Genomic DNA, 15,454 nt, shown 5'->3' on the forward strand with positions numbered 1-15,454 from the left:
TCATGGGATCCCGGATCGAGCACCGCGCTGAGTTCTCCGCCGACGTCGCCGCGACGTACGCGGCGGTCGCCGGCGAAGACGCGCTGCGCGCGCGGCTCGAGCAGCTCGGCGGGCACAGCGCGGCGCTGCTGTCGTACGAGGTCTCCGGCACGGACCTGCGGTACGAGCTGCGGCAGGGGATCAGCGCGGACAAGCTGCCGCAGGCGGTGCGGACGCTGCATAAGGGCGACCTGCTGGTGACCCGCACGCAGACCTGGCGCGTGAGCAACGACGGCACCGGCCACCAGGGCAACGCGACCGTCGAGGTCGGCGGCGTCCCGGGTGAGATCACCGCGCGGACGGCGTTGCTGGCCAACGGCGGCAAGACGGTGCTGCGGATCAGCGGCGAGGTGACGGTCCGGATCCCGCTGTTCGGCGGGAAGCTGGAGAGCGTCATCGCCGAGCAGGTCACGAAGCTGCTGGAACACGAGGCCGAATTCACGGCGAAGTGGCTCACCGAACCAAACTGAGCCCGGTCGGCGCCCCGACCCGCGGCACGACCAACCCGAACCGCCTCCGCCGGGTGGACCGGTGGATCGCTTCCGCGCCGCCCACGACCCGGTTGCTGCGCGCGGCCCCGGACCCGCTGGTCGTCGACCTCGGGTACGGCGCGTCCCCGGTGACGACGGTCGAGCTGGCCAGGTGGGTGCGGCGCGTCCGGCCGGACGTCCGGGTGCTGGGTCTGGAGCTGGATCCCGCTCGGGTGGCTGCCGCTTTGCCCGCCGCGTCGCCGCCGCTGCTGGATTTCCGCCGCGGCGGGTTCGAGCTGGCCGGGACGCGGCCGGTGCTGGTCCGGGCGTTCAACGTGCTGCGGCAGTACGCGGAGGACGAGGTCGCGGGCGCGTGGGAGCTGGTGCTGGCGTCGATGGCCCCGGGCGGCCTCCTGGTCGAGGGCACGTGCGACGAGATCGGCCGGCTGTCGACGTGGGTGCTGGTGACTTCGTCCGGCCCGGTCTCGCTGACGCTGTCGATGCGGCTGGCCGGGCTCGAGAAGCCGTCGACGATCGCCGAGCGGCTGCCGAAGGCGCTGATCCACCGGAACGTCCCGGGCGAGCGGGTCCACGCGCTGCTGTCGGCATTGGACGCCTGCTGGGCGACGGCCGCGCCACAGCAGGCGTTCGGCGTCCGGTCACGCTGGCTGGAGACGGTCCGGCTGCTGGCGGCGAGGGGCTGGCCGGTGTCGGGACCGCCTTCGCGGGTCCGGCTCGGCGAGCTGACGGTCCCCTGGGCCGCGGTCGCCCCGGCCTGAAGCGAACGTTCATCGAGCCACCCCCGCTGCGTCACCCCGAAGTGACCTGCGGTGATCACCATTGAGCCGTGGAACTGCTGGCGCACGTCACCGAACTGCTGCGCGACGCCTTGGGCTCGCCGTGGCTGTGGGTGCTCGTCTTCGCCGTGTCCGGGTTGGACGCGCTGCTGCCGTTCATGCCCAGTGAGACGACCGTCGTCACCGTCGCCGTGCTGCTCGGGCCGGATCTCGCGGACCTGACGCTGCTCGCCGCCGTCGCGGCCGGTGGGGCGTGGGCGGGCGACTGCCTCGGGTACGCCGTCGGACGGGCCGCCGGGCCGCGGGCGATCGCGCGGCTGCAGCGCGGGGCGGACGGGCGCCGGCGCTACGAATGGGCGCGTGACCAGGTGCGGCGCAACGGCGGGTTGCTGATCATCGCCGCGCGGTACCTGCCCGGCGGACGCGTCGCCAGCGCGCTCGCGAACGGCAGCCTCGGGTATCCCCTGCGCCGGTTCGTGCCGCTCGACCTCGCCGGCGCGGCGATCTGGGCGGTCTACAGCGTGCTGATCGGCCTCGCCGGCGGAGCCGCCTTCGCCGACGAGCCGGTGAAGGGCCTGTTGCTGTCCTTCAGCCTCGGCCTCGGTTTGGTGGTCGCGATCGAGGCCGGGCGACGGCTACGGTCGGCCCATGCGGGAAGCGATCGACATCCACGCGGACGCCCTGAAGCGGGCGGCGCTGACGGCGGGCCCGGCGGCCCGGGTGCCGAACTGTCCGAAGTGGACTGTGCATGACCTGGTGGGGCACATCGCCTTCGTGCACTGCTTCGCCGTGGGCCTGGCGGTGAACCGGCCCGCGAAGCCGGCACCCCCGACGGGCTGGGAAGACCTGCTGGGGTGGTGGGACGGCCAGCGCCTGGCCCTGCGCGAAGCCCTCGGACGCGACCCGGAATCCCCGGCGTACTCGCCGTACCCGGGCTTCGACGTGACGGTCGGCGACTGGACCCGCCGGATGGCGCACGAGACGGCGATCCACCGCCTCGACGCGGAATCGGCGCTCGACGACGTCCCGCCGACGCGGTTCGGCCCCGGCTTCGCCAACGACGGCATCGACGAGTTCCTGACCTACCTCACCCCGCGCCTCGGCAAGAAAGCCGACGTCCGCGTCACGACGCCGGAGCGCACGTGGACCTTGGGCGCACCGGGCGCCGAAGTCGACGGCGCCGCCGACGACGTCTACCGGGCGCTGTGGGGCCGTCCGCACGCCGCGTCCGTCACGGGCGACCTCACACCACTGGCGGCACCCTGACCACCCGCGGGGGACAATGCTCCGCGTGACCGCTCCCGAACGCCGCTACGTCATCACCTTCGGCTGCCCCGACCGCACCGGCATCATCGCCCGGATCTCCGGGTTCCTCGCCGAGCACGGCGGCTGGATCGTCGAAGCGGCCTACCACACCGACCCGGACACGGGCTGGTTCTTCACGCGCCAGGTCGTCCGGGCCGACTCACTGCCGTTCGACGCCGCCGAGCTGCGCGCCCGCTTCGGCGAGGTGGCCGCGGACCTGTCGGCGGAGTCGAGCTGGCAGGTGAGCGACACCGGTGAGCGGCGCCGCGCGGTGGTGCTGGTCTCGAAGGCCGGGCACTGCCTGTACGACCTGCTCGGCCGCGTCGCGTCCGGCGAGCTCGACGTCGACATCGCCGCGGTGATCGGCAACCACGAGTCGCTCGCCGACATCACCCGCGCGCACGGGATCCCGTTCCACCACGTGCCGTTCCCGGCCGGGGGCAAGGAAGCGGCGTTCGAAGAGGTCCGCAAGCTGGTCGACGAGCACGAGCCGCACGCGGTGGTGCTGGCCCGGTTCATGCAGATCCTGCCCGCGGACCTGTGCCGCGACTGGGCCGGCCGGGCGATCAACATCCACCACAGCTTCCTGCCGTCGTTCATCGGCGCGAAGCCGTACCACCAGGCGCACACGCGCGGGGTGAAGCTGGTCGGCGCGACGTGCCACTACGTGACGGCGGACCTCGACGCGGGCCCGATCATCGACCAGGACGTCATCCGCGTCGACCACGGCGACTCGGTCGAGGACATGGTCCGCAAGGGCCGCGACATCGAGAAGGTCACGCTGGCCCGCGGCCTGCGCTGGCACCTGGAGAACCGGGTGCTGGTGCACGGCAACCGGACAGTGGTGTTCTGACGCGGTTGCCGTGCCCCGGGATCACGCCCCGATGGTCGAGGCGTCGATGACGAAGCGGTAGCGCACGTCGGAGTTCTCGACGCGCTCGTAGGCGTCGTTGACCTTGTCGGCCGAGATCGTCTCGATCTCCGCGCCGATGCCGTGCTCGGCGCAGAAGTCCAGCATCTCCTGCGTCTCGGCGATGCCGCCGATCATCGAGCCGGCCAGCACCTTGTTGCCGCCCAGCAGCGAGAAAGCGTTGTACGACAGCGGTTCGCCGGGCGCGCCGACGTTCACCATCGCGCCGCCGACCTTCAGCAGGCCGAGGTAGGCGTCGATCGGCAGCTTGGCCGACACGGTGTTGAGGATGACGTCGAAGGTCCCGCGCAGGACGTCGAACGTCGCCTCGTCGCTGGTCGCGTAGTAGTGCTGCGCGCCGAGCTTGAGGCCGTCTTCCTGCTTCTTGAGGCTCTGGCTCAGCACGGTCACCTCGGCGCCCATCGCGGCGGCGATCTTGACGCCCATGTGCCCGAGCCCGCCGAGACCGATCACGGCGACCTTCTTGCCCGGCCCGGCGCCCCAGTGGTGCAGCGGCGAGTAGGTGGTGATGCCCGCGCACAGCAGCGGCGCGGCGATGTCGAGGCTGATGCCTTCGGGGATGCGGCAGACGAAGGCGTCCTTCACGACGATCTGGTTGCTGTAGCCGCCGTAGGTGTTCTCACCGTCGAAGCCGACGCCGTTGTACGTCTGGACGTTGCCCTTGACGCAGAACTGCTCGGTGCCGGCCTTGCAGTACTCGCACTCGCCGCAGGAGTCGACCATGCAGCCGACGCCGACGCGGTCGCCGACCTGGTACTTCGTGACGTTCGCGCCGACCGCGGCGACGACACCGGCGATCTCGTGGCCCGGGACCATCGGGAAGATCGCCTGGCCCCAGTCCTCCTTGGCCTGGTGGATGTCGCTGTGGCAGATGCCGGCGTAGGCGATGTCGATCAGGACGTCGTCCGCGCGCAGGTCACGGCGCTCGATCGTGGTCGGCGCGAGCGGCGCACCCGGCGCCGGTGCGGCAATGGCGTGCGTGGTGGTGCTCATGGAACCCTCCAGGTTCAAGTACCGTTGGTCCTCGTAAGAGGTCTCTTACATGTCTACGTAAGAGGGGTCTTACATATTTCGAGCGAGAGATGTGATCCAGGTCATGGGCGGCAAGTACCACCACGGCGATCTGCGGGCCGAGCTCGTGCGCGTCTCGCTGGACCTCATCGCCGAGCAGGGCCTCGAGGGCTTCTCGGTGGCGAAGGTCGCGAAGCTCGCGAACGTGAGCCCCGGCGCGCCCTACCGGCACTTCCCGGACCGCGGGAGCCTGCTGGCCGAGGTCGCCTGCCACATCGCCTGCCAGCTCGCCGAGCGCGTCGCCGAAGCGGCCGGCGCGTACGAGGACCCGGTGGACGCACTGGCCGCGGCCGCCGGCGCCTACACGCGTTACCTCATCGAGCGCCGGGCCGGGATGAACGTCCTCTACGCCGACGGCCTGCACGGCGAGGAACACACCCACCTGCACGAGCAGACCCGGCGGCTGACCGACGAGTTCCTCATGCGCTGCCTGGTCGTCGCCCCCGACCCGGCGACGGCGCTGGAGCTGATGGAGCAGCTGTTCACGCAGGCCCACGGCTACGGCACGTTCCAGCTCGACGGCGTCTTCGTGAAGCACGGCTACTCGGTGGACCTGGTCGTGAAGAAGTCGACCGAGGCCGCCCGCATCGCGATCGCGGGCCGGACTGTCGGTGGCACGCGCTAGCTTGGGTCCATGGGGATCACCGGCACACACATCGACACGCACGAGGCCCTGCGCGAGCTGCTGGGCGAACCGAAGCCGAGGACCAGGCAGAAGGTCCTCGCGCACATCGACGAGCACGCGCGGAACCTGATCGCGCACTCGCCGTTCGTGCTGCTCGCGACGTCGGCGCCGGACGGCAGCTGTGACGTCTCGCCCCGCGGCGACCCGGCCGGCTCGGTACTGGTGCTCGACGACCGGACGCTGGTGCTGGCCGACCGGCCGGGCAACAAGCTGATCGACAGCTTCCGCAACATCGTCGACAACCCGCACGCGGGCCTGTTGTTCCTGGTGCCGGGGATGAACGAGACGCTCAGGGTGAACGGCCGCGCGAAGCTGCTGTCGGACGCGCCGTTCTTCGACTCGCTCGCCGTGCGGGGGAAGCGGCCGAAGCTCGCGGTGGTCATCGAGGTCGAAGAGCTCTACATGCACTGCGCGAAGGCGTTCCTGCGGTCGTCGCTGTGGGACCCGGCGACGTGGCCGGACCGCACCACGCTGCCCTCGCTCGGCACGATCCTGCACGACCAGCTGTCGCTGTCGACCTCGGCCGAGGACCTGGACGCGGATCTCAACGAACGGTCGCTGAGCCAGCAATACTGAACCCATGCTGTGCGTGTTCGACGTCAACGAGACCCTGCTCGACCTCGGCGCCATGGACGACCTCGTCGGCGGTCCCGAGCTGCGGCGCGAGTGGTTCGGGCTGGCCATCCACACCGTCCTGACCGTGACGGCGACGGGTGGCTACCGCGACTTCGCCGGCATCGCGGGCGAAGCCGCCACCGAAGTCGCCGCCCGGCACGGGCGCGAGGTGGACCTCGCCGCGATCGGCGAACGACTGCGCGGTCTCCCCGCCCACCCGGACGCCGAGCCCGGCCTCACCAGGCTGCGCGAAGCCGGCCACGACGTCGTCGCGCTGACGAACTCGCCGCTCGCCACCGCCGAGGCGCAGCTGCGGAACTCGGGCCTGGCCACGCGCTTCGACCGGATCTTCTCGGCCGAGCAGGCCGGCCGGCTCAAGCCGGCGCCGGAGCCGTACCGGCAGGTCCTGGACGCCTACGCCGTCGAACCCGGCGACGCGGTCATGATCGCCGCCCACGACTGGGACATCGCGGGCGCGCAGGCGGCCGGGCTGCGGACGGCACTGCTCGCCCGCCCCGGCGTCCGCCCGCTGCCCGGCTCACCCGAGCCGACGTACACGATCTCGACGCTGACCGAACTGGCCGGCGTCCTCTAGTCCGCGATCCGGACCAGCATCTTGCCGGTGTTGGCCCCGGACAGCAGGCCCAGGAACGCCTCCGGCGCGTTGCGGATGCCGTCGACGAAGGTCTCGGAGTACTTGATCTCGCCGGACTTCACCAGCGGCGCGATCTCGGTGACGAACTGCTGCTGCAGGCCCCAGTGGTCGAGCACCAGCAGGCCGCGGATGGTGATGCGCTTGGCGATGATCTGCGCGAGGTTGCGCGGCGCCGGCGTCGGCTCGGTCGCGTTGTACTGCGAAATCATGCCGCAGACGGCGATCCGGCCGTGCAGGTTGATGGCGCTGATCGCGGCTTCGAGGTGCTCGCCGCCGACGTTGTCGAAGTAGACGTCGATGCCTTCGGGCGCCGCCTCGCGCAGCTGCTCGGCGACCGGACCGTCCTTGTAGTTGAACGCCGCGTCGAAACCGAGGTCTTCGACCAGGTGCCGCACCTTCTCCGCCGACCCCGCCGAGCCGATGACGCGCTTGGCGCCCTTCAGCTTCGCGAGCTGCCCGACGAGCGAGCCGACCGCGCCGGCCGCACCCGAGACGAACACCGTGTCACCCGGCTTGAACTCGGCCGACTCCAGCAGGCCCGCGTACGCGGTCAGGCCCGGCATGCCGAGCACGCCGAGGTACGTCGAGAGCGGGGCCGCGGCAGCGTCGACCTTGACGAACCGCTTGGCGTCGAGGACGGCGTGCGTGCGCCAGCCGGCCTGGTGCAGCACGTGGTCGCCGGGCTTCACATCGTCGACGTTCGACTCGACGACCTCGCCGACCGCCCCGCCGGACATGACCTCGCCGACCTCGAAGGGCGGCGCGTACGACTTGACGTCGCGCATGCGGCCGCGCATGGCCGGGTCGACGCTCATGACCAGGTTGCGCACCAGGATCTGCCCCTCACCCGGGGTGGGGATCTCGGTGTCGACGACGTCGAAGTTGTCGTGCGTCGGGACACCGTCCGGACGCGAAGCCAGCCGGATTTCGGTCGCCTGAGTGGGTGCGTTCACCGTCGAACTCCTCAAATCTCGAAGCGGGGCAGGCGCCCCGGATTCCATCGGGTAGAACCGGCTAACCGGGGCGCACATTCCGATTGTGACGCGCTACACGATCTCGGCGAGCTTCCCGAGGACGCCGTCGTAGATCTTCTTGAGCCCACCGGGCGCGAACGTCTTCTCGAAGAAGCCGCCGACGCCGCCGGCACCGTCCCACGACGTCTCGATCCGCACGACGCTGCGCTCGCCGGACTCGGCGACCGTCCACGTGGTGACCATGCTGGAGTTCGCGTCGGTCTCGACCAGCGTGCCGGGCTTCGGCTCGGTGACCGTGGCCTTGACGTCGCGCACGCGCTTGGACGTCGCCTGGAGCTTCCAGCCGGCCTTCGTCCCGGCGCCGACGCCGCCCTCGGTCACCTCGTAGTCGCGGTAGTGCTCGGTGAGCAGCTTCGGGCGCGTTTCGGCGTAGTCGGCGACGAGCGCGCGGACCTTGTCGGCCGGGGCGTCGATGGTGCGCTCCGCGGTGGCCGTGACCTTTCCCATTTCGCTCCTTAACCCGGGGTACCGATCGTGACCACAGTAGGCTGACGGTCATGACCGCCACCCCGGACACCACGCGAAAGCGCCGGTCGACGGTCGAGGTCAAGGAGTCGCTGCGCGACCTGCGCAACCAGCTTTCCCTGCTCAACCACCAGGTCAGCGCGCACCTGGCGCTCAAGGACGTCGACCTCGACTGCCTGGAGCTGATCTCGCGGCACGGCCCGCTGAGCCCGAGCGCCCTCGCCCGCCGCGCCGGACTGCACCCCGCGACGATGACCGGCATCCTCGACCGGCTCCAGAAGGGCGGCTGGATCGTCCGGGAGCGCGACCCCGAAGCGGCCGACCGGCGCGCGGTCGCCGTGCGCGCGGTCCGCGACCGCAACGCCGAGCTGTTCCGGCTGTACGCGGGGATGAACGCGGCGATGGACGAGCTCTGCGACGGCTACAGCGAAGAGGAGCTGGCGCTGATCGCCGGTTTCCTGCGGCGCGCGACGTCAGCGGGCAACACCGCGACGGGTGATCTGGCTAACGGCTGACCAGCGGTTCTTTGTGCTGTACTGCCAGACATGTGGCAGACGGGCGACGCGTACGAGGCCTACATCGGGCGGTGGAGCCGGCGCGTCGCGGAGACGTTCGTCCGGCAGCTCGGCGTCCCGGCGAGCCGCCGCTGGCTCGACGTCGGCTGCGGCACCGGCGCGCTGACCTCGGCGGTGCTGGCCGCGGCCGATCCCGTCGAGGTCGTGGGCGCCGACCCTTCCGAGGGATTCCTGGCGACCGCCCGTAGCCGCGTGACCGACCCGCGAGCGTCGTTCGAGGTCGCCGACGCGCGTGAACTGCCCTTCGCGGACGACAGCTTCGACGTGGTGGTGTCGGGCCTGGTGCTGAACTTCGTGCCCGACCCGGCGCGCGCGGCGGCGGAGATCGCCCGGGTGACGCGGGGCCCGGCCGCGGCGTACGTCTGGGACCTCTCGGAGGGCATGGAGCTGATCCGGCACTTCTGGGAGGCCGCCGCGGAGCTGGACCCGGCGAAGGTCGCCGAGCTGGACGAAGGCCGCCGGTTCACGCTGTGCCGGCCCGAGCCGCTGGGCCGGCTGTGGACGGAAGCGGGCTTCGGCGGCGTGTCCGTCGGCGAGATCAAGATCCCGACGGTGTTCACCGGCTTCGACGACTACTGGCAGCCGTTCCTCGGCGCGCAGGGCCCGGCGCCGGCGTACCTCGCGACGCTGCCGGAAGCCCGCCGCGACCAGGTGCGCGAGCTGCTGCGCAGCCGCCTGCCGACGAACCCGGACGGCTCGATCCCACTGTCGGCCCGGGCCTGGGTGGTCCAGGGAACGACGTAGGGCCGCCCCAGCGGAGCGGCCCTACGCGGATTCAGCTCAGAGACCGGCCTGCGACAGCCAGTCCTTCGCGACGTCGGCGGCCTTCTCGCCGTCCGAGTCGACTCGCTTGTTCAGGTCGCGCATGACGTCCGTGGTCAGCTTCGCGCTCACCGCGTTGACCGCGGTCGCGAAGTCGGCGCCGCGTTCGTCGAGCACCTTCTTGTTCACCGCCGGCACGACGTTCTCCGTCGGCACGATGTTCAGGTCGTCCTTGAGCACCGTGTAGTTCGAGTCGCCGGTCAGCGGGCTGACCGAGTCGACCGGGATCACCGTGACCGCGCCCGACTTCAGCTGCTCGACCCGCGGCCCGGCTTCCTGGACGGTCTGGAACGTCGCGTTCGTCAGCTTGTAGACGTCCTTGAAGCCCAGGAAGCACGGAAGGCGCTTTTCGCATTCCGGCGGCCCCGCCATGACGACCTTGTCGAGCTTCTTCAGGTCGCTGATGGACGCGATGCCCTTTTCCTTGGCCAGGTCGGACTTGATGATGTAGGTGTTCTTGTCCTCCGCCGCCGCGAAGTTCAGCAAGCCGACACCGCTGGGCTCGAACAGCTTGGCCAGCTGGTCGTGCTCCTCCTGTGCGGTCTTCCCGGCCTCCTTGCCGAAGCCGGTGGTGATCGCCGCACCCTGGTACTCCGGGATGAACTGCAGCTCACCCGACTTCAGCGACGGGTAGATCAGCTCCCGCGAACCGAGGTTCAGCTTGCGCGTCACCGGGTAGCCCTTGGCCTCCAGCGCCTGCGCGTAGATCTCGGCGAGGATCTGGCTGTCGGTGAAGTTGAAGGACGCGACGACGATCGGCGCCCCACCCTTGCCCTGCGCGGCGGGCTTGTCACCGCTGTCGCTGCCACCCCCACAGGCGGCCAAACCGAGCGTCGCCGCGACGGCCACCGCCACCACGGACGCGTTCCGGAACCAGCGCACGAATCCCACTCCCTCGTCACTCGAACAGACGAAAGGACCCTAGCTCCGCCCACCGACAAGCGCCCACATATTGGGAGAAAACCCCTCGAATTCCCAGACTTCGGAATGAGTCCCCACCAAACGGGGTAGGGTCGCCGGGTGCACGTGACCGCGGTGACCCCGCTGGCCGCCGACAGCGGGCCCCCGATCTTCCAATGGAAGTGGGTCGACCGCAACGCGGACGACATCGTCCAGCGCCTCGGCGAACACATCTCGCTCACCGCCGCCGCACTCGGCGTCGGGCTGGTCGTTTCGATCGCGCTGGCGGTGCTCTCGCTGCGGTACCGCTGGTCGTACCCGATCATCCTGGGCACGACCGGCGCGCTCTACGTGATCCCGAGCCTCGGCGCTTTCGCCGTGCTGGTGCCGTTCTTCGGGCTGACGTTCCTCACCGCGATGATCCCGCTCGCGACGTACACGCTGCTCATCCTGGTCCGCAACATCGTCACGGGCGTCGACCAGGTGCCGAACGAGGTCCGCGAGGCCGCGGTCGGCATGGGCTACACGCGCGGCAGGCTGCTCTGGCAGATCGAGCTGCCGCTCGCGCTGCCGGTGGTGATCGCGGGGCTGCGCGTCGCCGCGGTGACGACGATCGGCCTGGTCACGGTGACGTCGATGCTCGGCCTCGGCGGCCTGGGCTACTTCATCCGCGCGGGCATCCAGACGGCGACGCCCAACCCGACGGAGATCATCGTCGGCGTGGTGCTGTCGGTGGTCCTGGCGGTGATCGTGGATCTCCTGCTGTGGTTCAGCGAGCGCCTGCTGGCGCCGTGGTCGCGGAAGGTGCGGGCACGATGAGCTTCCTCGACCAGCTGAACGCGTGGCTCGCGGACCCCCACCGCTGGAGCTGGACGGACAAGGCCGGCATCCCGTACCGGACGCTGGAGCACCTCCGGTTTTCGTTGCTGGCGCTGGTGATCGCGGCGGTGCTGACGATCCCGGCGGCGCTGTGGCTGGCCCACTACCGCAAGGGCGCGTTCCTCGCGAGCAGCGCGGTGAACATCGGCCGCGCGATCCCCAGCTTCGGCCTGATCATCCTGTTCTGGTTCCTGGCCAGCCGCTGGGAGGTCGACACGACGTTCTGGCCGCTGCTGCTCGCGCTCGTCGCGCTGGCGATGCCGCCGCTGTTCACGAACACGTACGCGGGCGTGGTGTCCCTGGAGCAGGAAACGGTCGACGCGGCCCGCGGGACGGGCTACCGCGAGTGGCAGATCATGTTCCGCGTCGAGCTGCCGCTGGCGTCCCCGGTGCTGCTGGCCGGCGCGCGCGTGGCGTTCCTCCAGCTGATCGCGACGGTCGCGATCGGCGCGATCGTCAACGACGGCGGCGGACTGGGCCGCTACATCGTCGACGGCTTCGCCCTCGGCGCGTCGGGCTACGGCGAGATCTTCGCGGGCGGTCTGGCCGCGGTCGTCCTGGCCCTGGTGTGCGACGGCGCGTTCGCGCTGATCACCCGCTGGGCGACGCCACGGGGTCTGGCCCTGCAGAACGCCCGGCGCGAGTCGTAGGGAACCGCTAGAACGCGCCGAGCAGGATCAGCACCCCGAGCGCGACCAGCACCACCGGCAGCACGACGTGCCCCCACCGCGCGAGCACCCGCGCGACGGCCGGCCGGGTCGCGAGGAACCGTCCGGCGAGGCACCACAGGGCCAGGCCGACCAGGAAGACCACGGTGTAGCCGATCAGGCCGGCGGTCCCAGTCCCGCCCGCGCTCGCGGCGAAGGCGGGCACGTAGACACCGACGTTGTCCCCGCCGTTGGCGAAGCACACGAGGGCGATGCCGAGCACCCCGGCGGCCGGCGCGGGCTCGGCGTCGTCCTGGCGCCACGCCTGCCAGGCCGCCCGGATCCCGAGCAGCACCGGCAGCACGCCCAGCCAGCGGACGGCGCCGCCGGGCAGCAGCCCGGCACCGAGCGCACCCGCGACCGAGACGGCCAGGATCGCGCCGAAGCCGAGGAACTGCCCGGCCACGACCGTGCGCGCCTTGGCCCGCGCGAAGAAGACGGCGAGCAGCACCAGATCGTCGACGTTGGTCACGGCGAACATCGCCGCCGCGCGTCCGATCAGCCCGAAGTCCAAGCTCACTCCGGCGAATCGTCGAGGGCGTCCGCCCGGCAGGCCGCGATCAGCCGCTCCACCTCGGGCCCCAGCGGCCGGTCCGCCTCGACCGGGGGCACCACCGACCGCACCCACCCGTAGGCCGCACCCAAGCCCGGGACTCCGTCCGAAGCCAGGTACCGCGCCTGCGAACCGGTGACCAGCTCGCACGCCGTGATCGCGAAGAGGTGCGTCGCGGCCGCCCGGAGCTGCTCCCCCGCCGCCCACGCAAACGCTTGCACGTCCTCCTGACCGGCCGATGTGTCGATCGAGCCGAGCGTCGCGGGCGTCGCGAGCCGTCGCAGGGCGTGCAGCTCGCCGACGGCCCGCTTGTGCAGCGGCACCAATCCCGCGCGCGGACCGGGGTCCGTCGTGAGCTGGGCCGGGAGTCCGCTGAAGCGCTCGTCGAGCAGGCGGTGCATGCGCTGCACCGAAATCTCGCCGAGGTGGACCAGCGCCGCCGTCACCGCGTCCATGCGCAGGCCGAGGTCGACCGCGTGGTACGCCGTCCCCGGGATGAAGTCGCCCTCGACGAACGACGGCGAGTCGCCCGGCATCGTCCGCCAGCGCGCGACTGCCTCGTGCAGGTCGGTGTTGGCCCGGGAAGCGTGGGCCAGCGCGCGCGGCGCGACCCGCACCGACAGCGGCGCCTGGACGACCCCAGGGCGCACCGGACCCGCACCGACCATTCCGGTCAGGGCGGTCAGCAGCCGTCGGAGGTGGTCGTCGCCGCCCGCCATGACCGGGGAGAACACCTCGCGCGGCGCCCCGAGGACGTCGATCGCCATCGCCTCGGTGAGCGTCTGCAGCTGGATGAGCTGCCGCGCCTCGGCCCAGCCGCGCCGCGCGTGCATCACGGCCATCGGAGAACCCTGAAGCAGCGAAGCGCCTTCCTTGGGCCCCAGCACATACGGCTCGGCACCCCGGCGAGCGAGCGCGTCCGCCGCCGGGGTCTCGACGCCGTCTTCGAGCACCGTGCCGATGCCGAGGAACGTCTGGAAAGCGTGCGACAGCGGGATAATCTCGCCCGAGCTGCCGAGGCCGCCGCGCGGGACCGCCGGGGTGAAGCCGTCGTTCAGGCGGTCGACGAGGAACCGCACCAGTTCCGCGCTCACCCCGGACCACGGCTGCAGGAAGTCGCGCAGCCGCTCGACGAGCAGCGCGCGGACGTCCGCCGGTGGCAGCCACGGCGGCCCGCCGACCGCGCGGCCGATCAGCAGGTTGCGCTGGTGCTCCGCCTGCTGCCGCGCGTCGAGCGCCACACCCGCCAGGCGGCCCATCCCGGTGTTGACGCCGTAGACCGGTTCCTCGCGCTTTTCCAGCGCTGTCAACAGCTCGTTCCGGCGCTGTGTCAGGGCTTCTACCAGCGCTTTGTCCAGAACCAGCCGTTCACCGTCGGCGAACCCGCTTCCGTCGATGATCATCGGTACGGCAGCATGGTGCCGACGCCGGAAGCCTCGGCACGGGCCAGGATTATGTTCGCCACCGCGACGTCCGTTGTGGACAGTCCGCGGTGCCAGAACAGGATCCGCTCGGCGTCGTGCTCGCGGCCCGGCTTCTTCCCGGCCACGATGTCGCCGATCTCGGCGTGGACCCCGTCCGCGGTGAGGAGTCCGGCGTTGAGCTGCGGGCGCAGGGCGCCGAACCGCGGGTTGCCGGACTGCGATTCGCGCCAGTCGTCGACGACGACCTTGTCGACGTCGTCGAGCAGCGTGAGCTCCAGCGCGCTGATCGTGCCGTAGGGCACCAGGAAGGTGCCCGGCCGGAGGAACTCGCGACGCACGAGTGCCTCGGGCTCGACCAGCCGGGAGGCCTCGACCTGGATGTCCGCGCCGTCCAGGGTCTCCTCGGCCGTGGCGCAGACGCGGACGTCCTTGCCGAGCCGCTCGGACAGCCGCCGGCCGAAGTCCTCGCGGGACTCCGGGCGCTTGCTGGTCACGCGGATTTCGGCGAAGTCGAACAACGAGTCGAGGAGGACGACGTTCCACCAGGCGGTACCGCGAGCACCGATGTGCCCGAGCACCCGGGAGTCCGGGCGGGCCAGGTACTTCGCGCCGACGGCGGTCATCGCGCCGGTGCGGGCCTCGGTGATCATCGTGCCGTCGACGATGGCCCGCGGCATGCCCGTGTCCGGGTCGAGCAGCAGGATCAACGCCATTTCCGAAGGGAGGCCCCGTTCGAAGTTCCCGACGAAGTCACCGACGACCTTCACGCCACTGACCTGCTTCGCGGACAGGTGACCGCGAAGGATGTTGAAGTGGCCCTTGCCGCCGTTGTCCGGCACGAGGTGCGTGCGCGGCTCGAACACGACCTGGCCGCGGCCGTGGTCGGCGAGCACGTCCTCGACCGCGCCGACGATGTCCGCGTCCGTGACGCCGAGCGAGTCGATGTCGGCACCGGTCAGGTACCGGAGCCAGACGGACGTCACTTGGCGAGGTCCTCGATGACCTCGGCCCCGGGCAGCGAGGCCAGTGCGGCGCCGGAGATCAGCAGCTTGCTGCCGCGGATCCCGCTGCCGATGACGAGCTCGGGAGCGTCGGCGACCCGCTTGTCGATCAGGATCGGCCAGTCGGCGGGCAGGCCGACGGGCGTGATGCCGCCGTACTCCATCCCGGTCAGCGAGACGGCCTCGTCCATCGGCGCGAACGACGCCTTGCGGACGTCGAGCCGGCGCTTGATCACGCCGTTGACGTCGGCGCGGGTCGTCGCGAGCACGAGCGCGGCGGCGAAGCGGACTTCGCCCGCGCGCTTGCCGGCGACGACGACGCAGTTCGCGGACGCATCGAGCGGCGAACCGTACGTCTCGCAGAAGGCGGCGGTGTCGGCCAGCTCGGGATCGATCTCGGCGACGCCGACGGCGTCCGGGTCGGCCAGCGCGGCGAGCGCCTTGGCGACGGGATCGGCGAGCAGGTCGGTACGCGTGGGGGCGGGAACCACGGTGAGGCTCCCGGCAATCGTCCAGGTCACCCCGC

20 protein-coding genes are annotated in these 15,454 nt (G+C 71.1%); 12 read left to right on the forward strand and 8 right to left on the reverse strand.

Annotation, left to right across the window (positions count from 1 at the left end; translation table 11 throughout):
* Positions 1–2: 2 nt before the first annotated feature.
* From ACZ7OU_RS03800 to purU, 5 genes are all read left to right on the forward strand, one after another.
* Positions 3–509, forward strand: coding sequence for a DUF2505 domain-containing protein (locus ACZ7OU_RS03800; protein WP_470254130.1), 507 nt, complete (start codon positions 3–5; stop codon positions 507–509).
* Positions 488–1,288, forward strand: a complete 801-nt coding sequence (locus tag ACZ7OU_RS03805; protein ID WP_470254131.1) for a class I SAM-dependent methyltransferase — start codon at positions 488–490, stop codon at positions 1,286–1,288. The genes ACZ7OU_RS03800 and ACZ7OU_RS03805 overlap by 22 nt, the downstream gene beginning before the upstream one ends.
* A 68-nt stretch (positions 1,289–1,356) precedes the next feature.
* Entirely contained in the window at positions 1,357–2,058 is a 702-nt protein-coding gene (locus ACZ7OU_RS03810) for a DedA family protein (protein WP_470254132.1), read from the forward strand.
* Positions 1,955–2,572 carry a maleylpyruvate isomerase family mycothiol-dependent enzyme gene (locus tag ACZ7OU_RS03815; protein ID WP_470254133.1) on the forward strand — a complete coding sequence of 206 codons (618 nt, stop codon included), beginning with the start codon at positions 1,955–1,957 and terminating at the stop codon, positions 2,570–2,572. The genes ACZ7OU_RS03810 and ACZ7OU_RS03815 overlap by 104 nt, the downstream gene beginning before the upstream one ends.
* Positions 2,573–2,588: 16 nt before the next feature.
* Positions 2,589–3,464, forward strand: coding sequence for a formyltetrahydrofolate deformylase (gene purU, locus ACZ7OU_RS03820; protein WP_470254134.1), 876 nt, complete (start codon positions 2,589–2,591; stop codon positions 3,462–3,464).
* A gap of 21 nt (positions 3,465–3,485) precedes the next feature.
* On the opposite strand, the gene ACZ7OU_RS03825 is transcribed toward purU, so the two are convergent.
* Positions 3,486–4,535, reverse strand: coding sequence for an NAD(P)-dependent alcohol dehydrogenase (locus ACZ7OU_RS03825; protein WP_470239690.1), 1,050 nt, complete (start codon positions 4,533–4,535; stop codon positions 3,486–3,488).
* A gap of 103 nt (positions 4,536–4,638) precedes the next feature.
* Between ACZ7OU_RS03825 and ACZ7OU_RS03830 the strand changes: the two genes are divergently transcribed.
* From ACZ7OU_RS03830 to ACZ7OU_RS03840, 3 genes are read left to right on the forward strand one after another with little or no spacing between them, the layout of a single operon-like run.
* Positions 4,639–5,238 (forward strand): TetR/AcrR family transcriptional regulator, encoded by a 600-nt coding sequence (locus tag ACZ7OU_RS03830; protein WP_470239691.1) that lies wholly within the window; start codon positions 4,639–4,641, stop codon positions 5,236–5,238.
* Positions 5,239–5,247: 9 nt separating this feature from the next.
* On the forward strand, positions 5,248–5,874 hold the full coding sequence (locus ACZ7OU_RS03835; protein ID WP_470239692.1) for a pyridoxamine 5'-phosphate oxidase family protein: 627 nt from the start codon (positions 5,248–5,250) through the stop codon (positions 5,872–5,874).
* 4 nt (positions 5,875–5,878) lie between these two features.
* Complete coding sequence (locus ACZ7OU_RS03840; protein ID WP_470239693.1) at positions 5,879–6,508, forward strand: haloacid dehalogenase type II; 630 nt, start codon at positions 5,879–5,881, stop codon at positions 6,506–6,508.
* Here the strand turns inward: ACZ7OU_RS03840 and ACZ7OU_RS03845 are convergent.
* Entirely contained in the window at positions 6,505–7,521 is a 1,017-nt protein-coding gene (locus ACZ7OU_RS03845) for an NADP-dependent oxidoreductase (RefSeq protein ID WP_470239694.1), read from the reverse strand. The genes ACZ7OU_RS03840 and ACZ7OU_RS03845 overlap by 4 nt on opposite strands.
* A 93-nt stretch (positions 7,522–7,614) precedes the next feature.
* The gene (locus tag ACZ7OU_RS03850; RefSeq protein ID WP_470239695.1) at positions 7,615–8,049 is read right to left on the reverse strand and encodes an SRPBCC family protein; all 435 of its coding nucleotides are present in this window, start codon (positions 8,047–8,049) and stop codon (positions 7,615–7,617) included.
* Positions 8,050–8,099: 50 nt separating this feature from the next.
* On the opposite strand from ACZ7OU_RS03850, the gene ACZ7OU_RS03855 reads away from it, so the two are divergent.
* Both ACZ7OU_RS03855 and ACZ7OU_RS03860 read left to right on the forward strand, forming a co-directional pair.
* Positions 8,100–8,582: a MarR family transcriptional regulator gene (locus tag ACZ7OU_RS03855; RefSeq protein ID WP_470239696.1), complete on the forward strand. Its 483-nt coding sequence runs from the start codon at positions 8,100–8,102 to the stop codon at positions 8,580–8,582.
* Between the two features lie 30 nt (positions 8,583–8,612).
* Complete coding sequence (locus tag ACZ7OU_RS03860; protein ID WP_470254135.1) at positions 8,613–9,386, forward strand: class I SAM-dependent methyltransferase; 774 nt, start codon at positions 8,613–8,615, stop codon at positions 9,384–9,386.
* A gap of 36 nt (positions 9,387–9,422) precedes the next feature.
* Here the strand turns inward: ACZ7OU_RS03860 and ACZ7OU_RS03865 are convergent, their stop codons facing one another.
* Positions 9,423–10,346 carry an ABC transporter substrate-binding protein gene (locus ACZ7OU_RS03865; protein ID WP_470239698.1) on the reverse strand — a complete coding sequence of 308 codons (924 nt, stop codon included), beginning with the start codon at positions 10,344–10,346 and terminating at the stop codon, positions 9,423–9,425.
* A 138-nt stretch (positions 10,347–10,484) separates the two neighbouring features.
* Here ACZ7OU_RS03865 and ACZ7OU_RS03870 point away from each other — a divergent pair, with 138 nt between their 5' ends.
* Both ACZ7OU_RS03870 and ACZ7OU_RS03875 read left to right on the forward strand, forming a co-directional pair.
* Positions 10,485–11,183, forward strand: a complete 699-nt coding sequence (locus ACZ7OU_RS03870; protein ID WP_470239699.1) for an ABC transporter permease — start codon at positions 10,485–10,487, stop codon at positions 11,181–11,183.
* Positions 11,180–11,893: an ABC transporter permease gene (locus ACZ7OU_RS03875; RefSeq protein WP_470254136.1), complete on the forward strand. Its 714-nt coding sequence runs from the start codon at positions 11,180–11,182 to the stop codon at positions 11,891–11,893. The genes ACZ7OU_RS03870 and ACZ7OU_RS03875 overlap by 4 nt, the downstream gene beginning before the upstream one ends.
* Positions 11,894–11,900: 7 nt before the next feature.
* Here ACZ7OU_RS03875 and ACZ7OU_RS03880 read toward each other — a convergent pair whose 3' ends face one another.
* The 4 genes from ACZ7OU_RS03880 to ACZ7OU_RS03895 are packed head-to-tail and all read right to left on the reverse strand — an operon-like array spanning position 11,901 to position 15,449.
* On the reverse strand, positions 11,901–12,464 hold the full coding sequence (locus ACZ7OU_RS03880; RefSeq protein ID WP_470255877.1) for a cadmium resistance transporter: 564 nt from the start codon (positions 12,462–12,464) through the stop codon (positions 11,901–11,903).
* Positions 12,465–12,466: 2 nt separating this feature from the next.
* Positions 12,467–13,906: an aromatic amino acid lyase gene (locus ACZ7OU_RS03885; protein WP_470254137.1), complete on the reverse strand. Its 1,440-nt coding sequence runs from the start codon at positions 13,904–13,906 to the stop codon at positions 12,467–12,469.
* Positions 13,903–14,910, reverse strand: coding sequence for an ornithine cyclodeaminase family protein (locus ACZ7OU_RS03890; RefSeq protein ID WP_470254138.1), 1,008 nt, complete (start codon positions 14,908–14,910; stop codon positions 13,903–13,905). Before ACZ7OU_RS03890 ends, ACZ7OU_RS03885 begins: the two co-directional genes overlap by 4 nt.
* Positions 14,907–15,449, reverse strand: coding sequence for a YbaK/EbsC family protein (locus ACZ7OU_RS03895; protein ID WP_470254139.1), 543 nt, complete (start codon positions 15,447–15,449; stop codon positions 14,907–14,909). The genes ACZ7OU_RS03890 and ACZ7OU_RS03895 overlap by 4 nt, the downstream gene beginning before the upstream one ends.
* Positions 15,450–15,454 lie beyond the last annotated feature (5 nt).

The sequence above is a fragment of the Amycolatopsis sp. NPDC114505 genome (assembly GCF_055633615.1).